The sequence below is a fragment of the Methylobacterium tarhaniae genome, from assembly GCF_001043955.1.
Lineage (GTDB): Bacteria > Pseudomonadota > Alphaproteobacteria > Rhizobiales > Beijerinckiaceae > Methylobacterium > Methylobacterium tarhaniae.
The window spans coordinates 20743-27862 of record NZ_LABZ01000043.1 but is presented as its reverse complement, the minus strand read 5'-3'; the positions used below and the strand labels follow the sequence as shown (position 1 = coordinate 27862).

General features: G+C 60.7%; 6 protein-coding genes and 1 pseudogene. 4 read left to right on the top strand and 3 right to left on the bottom strand.

Annotation, left to right across the window (positions count from 1 at the left end; genetic code table 11):
• Positions 1 to 1087 (top strand): PDZ domain-containing protein (locus VQ03_RS07640; RefSeq protein ID WP_048450284.1); only part of this gene is annotated, 1087 nt, incomplete at its 5' end.
• Between the two features lie 274 nt (positions 1088 to 1361).
• Here the strand turns inward: VQ03_RS07640 and VQ03_RS07635 are convergent.
• Positions 1362 to 1610: a hypothetical protein gene (locus VQ03_RS07635; RefSeq protein WP_157064005.1), complete on the bottom strand. Its 249-nt coding sequence runs from the start codon at positions 1608 to 1610 to the stop codon at positions 1362 to 1364.
• Positions 1611 to 2041: 431 nt separating this feature from the next.
• On the opposite strand from VQ03_RS07635, the gene VQ03_RS32845 reads away from it, so the two are divergent.
• Positions 2042 to 2350: a hypothetical protein gene (locus VQ03_RS32845; protein WP_157064004.1), complete on the top strand. Its 309-nt coding sequence runs from the start codon at positions 2042 to 2044 to the stop codon at positions 2348 to 2350.
• 1397 nt (positions 2351 to 3747) lie between these two features.
• Positions 3748 to 5232 (top strand): SGNH/GDSL hydrolase family protein, encoded by a 1485-nt coding sequence (locus VQ03_RS31655; protein ID WP_083467837.1) that lies wholly within the window; start codon positions 3748 to 3750, stop codon positions 5230 to 5232.
• A 112-nt stretch (positions 5233 to 5344) separates the two neighbouring features.
• On the opposite strand, the pseudogene VQ03_RS35245 reads toward VQ03_RS31655, so the two are convergent.
• Positions 5345 to 5458, bottom strand: a pseudogene (locus VQ03_RS35245) (IS3 family transposase); the annotation flags it as partial.
• A 191-nt stretch (positions 5459 to 5649) separates the two neighbouring features.
• On the bottom strand, positions 5650 to 5790 hold the full coding sequence (locus tag VQ03_RS32840; RefSeq protein ID WP_157064003.1) for a hypothetical protein: 141 nt from the start codon (positions 5788 to 5790) through the stop codon (positions 5650 to 5652).
• Positions 5791 to 5892: 102 nt separating this feature from the next.
• Here VQ03_RS32840 and VQ03_RS07630 point away from each other — a divergent pair, with 102 nt between their 5' ends.
• Positions 5893 to 6945, top strand: coding sequence for a site-specific integrase (locus VQ03_RS07630; RefSeq protein WP_048450282.1), 1053 nt, complete (start codon positions 5893 to 5895; stop codon positions 6943 to 6945).
• Positions 6946 to 7120: the final 175 nt, after the last annotated feature.

Sequence of the window (7120 nt, the reverse complement as noted above, 5' to 3'; positions counted from 1 at the left end):
AAACAACGCCAAAACCGTGGAGGTCACCCTCGACGACGGCCGCACGCTGCCGGCCAAGATCATCGGCACCGACCCGAAGACCGACCTGGCGCTGCTCAAGGTCACCGACGGCGCGCCGTTCCCCTACGTGAAGCTCGCCCACGGCGCGCCGCAGGTCGGCGACTGGGTGGTGGCGATCGGCAACCCGTTCGGCCTCGGCGGGACGGTCACCGCCGGCATCGTCTCGGCCCGCGGCCGCGACATCGGCGCCGGCCCCTACGACGACTTCCTGCAGATCGACGCGCCGATCAACAAGGGCAATTCCGGCGGTCCGACCTTCAACGTCTCCGGCGAGGTGGTGGGCGTGAACACCGCGATCGCCTCGCCGTCGGGCGGCAACGTGGGGCTCGCCTTCGCGATCCCGTCCGAGACGGTGCAGGCGGTGGTCGACCAGCTGCGCGCCGACGGCAAGGTCGCCCGCGGCTATCTCGGCCTCCAGATCCAGCCGGTGACGAAGGACATCGCCGACAGCCTCGGCCTCGACAAGGCCAAGGGCGCCCTGGTGAACAGCGCCCAGGACGGCACGCCCGCCGCCAAGGCGGGGCTGAAGGCCGGCGACGTGGTCCAGGCGGTGAACGGCGAGGCGGTGACCGATGCCCGCGAGCTGTCGCGCAAGATCGCCTCGCTGAAGCCCGGCACCAAGGTGGACCTCACCTATGTCCGGAGCGGCAAGACCGAGACCGCCCAGGTGACCCTCGGCACGCTGCCGAACGACACCAAGGTGGCGAGCGCCGACGATCGCGGCGGGCGCCGCGGCGACAGCCAGCCGCGGCTCGGCCTGAGCCTCGCCCCGGCGAGCCAGGTCGGTGCCGGCCAGGAGGGCGTCGCGGTGATGGGCGTCGATCCGGACGGCCCGGCGGCGGCCAAGGGCATCCAGGAGGGCGACGTCATCCTCGATGTCGGCGGCCAGCCGGTCTCGACCCTGTCCGACGTCGCCACCCGTATCCGCGCCGCGGAGAGCGACGGCCGCAAGGCGGTGCTGATGCGGATCAAGAACGACAAGGGCACCCGCTTCGTGGCGATCGGCCTGCAGACCAAGAACGGCTGATCGTCCGATCGGCTCTCGCCGAGACGCCGGCCCCGCGCGGGGCGGCGTTCTCGCGTGGTCCTCGACAGAAACGCGCGCTTGGCGGAAGCGGCGTTCAGGCTGCCTCGGGGAGCGGTTGACGTGAGGCCCGGCATCCTCGCTTGGCCAACTGCGGGTCACCCAGCCACTTGAGGCCAGAGGCGGCGGAGAAGTTGCGCTGAAGCAGAAGCCTCGCTCCGGCCGGAAGCCCGACATGGACGTGAAAGGGGCAGCTGCCGGCATAACTCGTACCGGCTCACTCCCCCGAAGCCTGAAGGCTCTGCCGCATTCGAATAAGTTCCTGAAGCACCTTTCCCAACGGACCGCCGGGCTCGTCAGAGGTGACGTTCAACAAGATGCGGCGCCGAGCTTCCTCAAGGAACTCATCCGCGTACTGCCGATCCCCGCTGAGATACAGGCTGGCGATTTTCTGATCATGCAGCCGCGTGGTGATGAAGAACTCCCCCGGCGCTATCTCCTCAAGATCAACGCGCAGATGGTTCAATCTGTCCGGAGTCATCGCGAATCACTGCCTTGCTGCAGGACTTGGTCATACTCCAAGCACAGGAGGCCAGGCATGCGGAATCGGCCGCAACCACCGTCAGGAATATCGAGGCGGGGTCCAAGAACAGCGGGGGCGACGAGGCGCCACCCGTAGGGGACGGAACACGGGCATCAGGCTGCCACCGAGCCGGGTCATGCCGGAGCCTGCGGACGTGCTTATGGCCTAGTCGACGGCGCGAGCTATCACTCATTAGCACGCCAATCAATTGTAGGTGCGATGAAATCGCATTCGCTTGTAATTCGTATATACGAGCAATCTGGAACGACATTAAAGGCGGCGGGTTAACGTCGATCTATCAGCCACCTTAGCTGAAAGGGTGATCGATGGGTATGATACTTTTCCTGATCCTCGCTTGCGGGCTCCCCGGGCTCATGCTGCTGTACATTCGCCAGCGTGTTCCGGACAACGTGGGGGCGGGGTTTGCGGCGGCGCCTCCAACACATCTAGCACCACCCGTGCCCAGTGAGCGTCATACAGGCTATCTTGCAGGCTATCTTGGCGGCTCAAAAGCTGAAGGCTCCGCCAATCAAAATTCACGCGAAAGCTTGTCCGTTCATGGCGCGGATATCGAGCACGGGCTTACCAGCAATAATCTTCGCACTGATGCTAAAGAACAGGCCTCGAAAGGCGTAGCCCAGAACGGTGGCGCCCCCGACCATGAACAGGATCAGAAAAACTAACCGGCAGGAGCCTCATGCAGGCTCGGCTTGTGGATGCTCTAATCGTCCTGTTCCCAAGCGCGGCCGACTCGAGCAGCAAGTCAGATCGCAATGAGAAGCCGCTCAGACTGCGCCGGTCCGGCTCGCCTATCGCACATCGTCCCCGAGGAGGCTCAATGGCAGACCTCTGGACAGCAGAGCGCCCGCCGGAGGTCAGGACCTTGGCGGGCGTTCTGTACCATCATCAATGAGCAGCTATAGACTCACGCTAACATCACGCCGCTAGCGCGGTTCCGCCTATGCTGAGCCGGGTCACTGGCTCCCTCCGCCACTTGTCCCACCGCCGGCCGAATTCGAACGCGGCTTGTTGTTCTCCTCAGCGTTGCCGGACGCTGCCGATGAGCTTCCCGACGGTCGGCCTTGGGCAAGCACTGGGCCTGCGAGGACGATCAAGGCAGCACTGAGAGCGGCGACTTTGCGCATAGATGATTCTCCAATCAGTCACACTCCCCGCCCAGCGCGGGACAGATATTAGCAACGTTCCTGCCGCCTTTTAGTTCTGCTTTGATTATAAAATATCTTACTACTGCCTGTGCATCGCTATAGCAGAACCCTCCCGAAGGATTGGGGCCTCGGCGGGCGCTCGGTTGACGAGGAGGTTACGAGATGAAGCTGTCGCGTAGAGGGCCAATGCCCTTCAACTGGAACGGTTCCGGCCCCGCGTCTCCGGCCCCGCGTCGCGGCTGGCTCTAAGGTGATCACGCAACGCTCCGGCGGCCCGAGACGGCGGACCGGATCGGCTCTTTCAGAGAACTTAAACCCGGCCCGCATGACGCCAACCGAGCAGCCTGGAGGCGGCAGGGTGGGTGTGACCGCCGGGCCGATGCTTTCCCGCTAGGCCAGTTCCAAGGCGCTAGGAGGTGGGCAGCGGCTTACTCGCGGTCCTCATGCAGGTTGGATCGCGGCCAAGCTTGGGAACGCCTTCAATGACCCGCTGCGTCACTCGGCGGCTGCCCAATGTGCTGCGGAAAAGGTCCAGGGCTTGAAACGGGCATGTCGAACGGAATTAATCCAAAAAAGATACGCATTATCTGTAATTTCTTGATATTTCATCCATGTTTTTATAAGTGATTTATAGCATCTATCAAATATATAGTGCTTTATTACAATCAATTATGGCGTTTTCATTCCAAATGAACGGCCTATAAATTCTAATAAATCTAAATTTTAACCCCAATTTTGAAAGATGCGATCCCATTCAATGCGCATAGCCAGCGCGCATAAGCTTGACGGGACAATGTGGTGAGTTTGAAATAGTTGACCATTTCTCATTCCTGCTGTAGCCCCAAGCGCTGCATGTCCTCGATAACCATTTAACCGCTGTCTCAAGCTCGATGTAAATCGGTCGGAGTTAATGCATGTCAGACGCTTCGCGCAACCCACGGCTCGTTGTCGAGGGTGATAGCCTCTCTGCTTCAGGCATCTGGATTCCCTATGCATTGCGGGCCGCATCTGCGTCCAACCGGTTTGCTCTACCGTCTGGCTACAATCAAGCTGTCGGGGGAGAAACGGCCTTGCAGATGATGAGTCAGGTTGGAGCGGTGAATGCGATAAAGCCGGATGTAGTCGTCCTTCTTGCTGGAACCAACGACCTTGGACTAGGGGCTACCGCAAGCACGGTGTACAATCGATTAAAAACTATGTGGAAGAGCTATCTGGATGCGGGCGCTGATTATGTGGTTGCAGTTGACATACCACCTCGCAATGACCCTGGATGGATGAAAAATTACTTTACACTAGAGGCGCGCCGCATTCAACTTAATAACTTGATTAATCATCTTGCCAATGATGCAGATTTAGCTAATTATAAAAATCGCATCAAGATCGCGAAAGATTTCAGTCTGAATCCAAGCGCCGACACCATCGATGGTATTCATGAAAACGCTGCCGGGGCGAAAAAGATTGGCGATGCGATTGGCGCAGCATTGTCACAGATGAATTTCTCGCTGCCCGCAGATCATGACGATTTCAGCGGAGACGGCAGAGGAGATATGCTGTGGCGCAACACGGCCGGGAGCGTCACTGCTTGGATCACTGGCGGCAGCGGGCAAGTCGTATCAACGCCCATCATTGGCTCTATCGGTCCTGAGTGGATAGATCAGGGGACGGGAGATCTAAATGGCGATGGCGTAAGCGATATATTATGGCGCGACAGCGCCGGTCATATCAACGCGTGGCTTATGGGGAATGGGAGTCAGATTGCATCGGCGCCTAACGTCGGAACGGTCGGCCCCGACTGGACTATCCAGGGCATAGGCGATCTGAATGGTGACGGGCGCTCGGACATCCTGTGGCGCGACAACGCCGGCCACATCAATGCATGGTTGTTGGACGGCAAAAGCCAAGTTTCCTCGGCACCTAACATCGGAACCGTCGGCTCGGAGTGGATGATTAAGGGGGTTGCCGATCTGAACGGTGATGGTGTCGATGACATCCTGTGGCAGGACAACGCCGGACACATCAACGAATGGATTTTAGGCACCAATGGTCAGGTGTCCGCGGCCCCCAATATTGGTACCGTCACATCAGACTCAGCGCTGATTGCGACTGGAGACTTCGATGGGGATGGTACAGACGACCTGCTCTGGCGCGATGCGCGCGGACAAGTGAGCGAATGGCTGATGCACCGCAACGGTCAGGTCAGTTCGACTCCTGCGGTCGGTATTATCGGGTTGGAAGCGCGGCTGCTCGGCACAGGTGATTACAACGGCGATGGCCGCACGGATTTGATGTGGCGCGACACGAGCGGTTCCGTGAACGAGTGGCTGTTGGGCAGCAATGGGCAGGTTGCATCAGTGTTGAGCATCGGCACCATCGGTTCTGAATGGTCTGACTTAGGCTAACTGTGTTGGCGATGAATTTGGGCCACCATGGTGGCCTCAAAATATGTTGCAAGAGATCTATGTGAATTGAAAGGTCTGCGCCATTGGCATAGTCTCCCGCCTTGCGTTCTACCTGCAGCAGCGCGGCGACACGGCGGTAGCCGTGCGTGCCCCGGTGCTGGCCGACGATCCGGCAGGCGTGACGCTCCGAGAAGCCGTACTTCTCTCGGATGCCCCCGACCGTCTCACCGAGTCACCAGTCGCGCCTCCGCCAACGCCGCCAGTCAAGGGCGTCTCCGCCGGCGCAATTTTGGCGCACCGCGATCAACCCGCGGCACAGCAAAGACCCTCTTGGAAGCTTCGCCGCGAGCCCCGTTCGCGTCTAGCCTCAGGCCGCTAACAGTCTGTTCCAAGAGGGTCTTTAGTCGTCCTTCTGCCTTACGTATGGATCACCCGCCCATACGCGTCGAGCACGCTCTCGTGCATCATCTCCGACAGGGTCGGGTGCGGGAAGACCGTGTGCATCAGCTCTTCCTCGGTGGTCTCGATACGGGCCGATAAGCGAGGGAGGAGAGGCACTTAGTAGGATGGCTCAATGCCAGCCTCTAGCCGGGGAGGGGACCCCTCAAGCTCACAGCAGGACTCGCGGGCACACTCTGGGCACAGCGAGTTCGGCCATCCATGGCGACCATCAGGAAGAAGAACGACAAATGGCACGTTCAGGTCAGGCGTAAGGGGGCCCCGGCGGTCTCCCGCTCGTTCCGCACCAAGGCCGATGCGCAAGCTTGGGCGAGGCAGGTTGAGACCGAGGCAGACCGCAGGGGCCTTCCCGCCAACCGCAAGGCCCTCGACACGATGACCGTGGGCGACATCGTCACACGCTATCGAGATACCATCACGCCTACCAAGAAAGGGGCTGTCCGTGAGGAGATGGCGATACGGGTGCTGCTGAAGCACGAGATTGCGAAGCTGCCCTTGAGCGTCCTCACAGTGGGCAAGGTGGCGGCTCACCGGGACCTCAGGCTGAAGACCGTGAAGCCGTCGAGCATCAACCGGGAGCTGGCCCTCTATCGCCACGCGTTCGAGGTTGCGCGGAGGGTGTGGGACGTGCCGCTGCCCGAGAACCCATTCGCCCTGGTGAGCAAGCCGAAGGTATCCAACGGGCGCACTAGGCGCCTGGAGCCGGGGGAATGGGAGCTGTTGCGCGAGGCGTGCCAGCGTTCCCGCAATCCGCACCTCCTGCCCATGGTCGAGTTCGGGCTTGAGACGGTTATGAGGCGAGGGGAAGTGCTGAGGCTGCGGTGGCAGGATATTGAGTGGACACGGCGCACCCTGCACATCCCGAAGACCAAGAACGGCCACCCTCGCACCATCCCGCTTACGGCGCGGGCCTTGAGCCTCCTTGACGAGCTGAAGCCTGCGGAGGAGGTTCCGGCGGATGCGGCGGTCTTTCCCACCACAGAGGACGCCGTGAAGATGGCGTGGCGCCGAGCTATGGGGCGCATCTCGTTGCCGGACTTCCGCTACCACGACTTGAGACACGAGGCTGTGAGCCGGTTCTTCGAAATGGGCTTGAGCATCCCCGAAGTGGCTCTCATCAGTGGCCACCGGGATACCCGGATGCTCATGCGCTACACTCATCTGAAGCCTGAAGCGGTGGCCGAGAAGTTGGCTGCCAAAAGTAAGCATGGGGGGTGCGAAGAGGTGGATGCCTCCGTCCTGCTCGACAGATGAGGGGATCTGAGCATCGCCATTCAGGCGTCATTTCTTATATGTCGGGCGCACAGGCCCGACGCCAAGACAACCAAGACCAAGGACTCGCAACGGGCGATTTCGGTGCATGCAGAACTCCTCCACCTGGCCTGTCACGCCAAGCGCGTTACGGGGGACGATAGGCGCTCGTTCTAGG

Coding starts and splice junctions, on each gene's coding strand:
- VQ03_RS32845 (WP_157064004.1), top strand. CDS start 2,042: ATGCTGCTGTACATTCGCCAGCGTGTTCCGGACAACGTGGGGGCGGGG.
- VQ03_RS31655 (WP_083467837.1), top strand. CDS start 3,748: ATGTCAGACGCTTCGCGCAACCCACGGCTCGTTGTCGAGGGTGATAGC.
- VQ03_RS07630 (WP_048450282.1), top strand. CDS start 5,893: ATGGCGACCATCAGGAAGAAGAACGACAAATGGCACGTTCAGGTCAGG.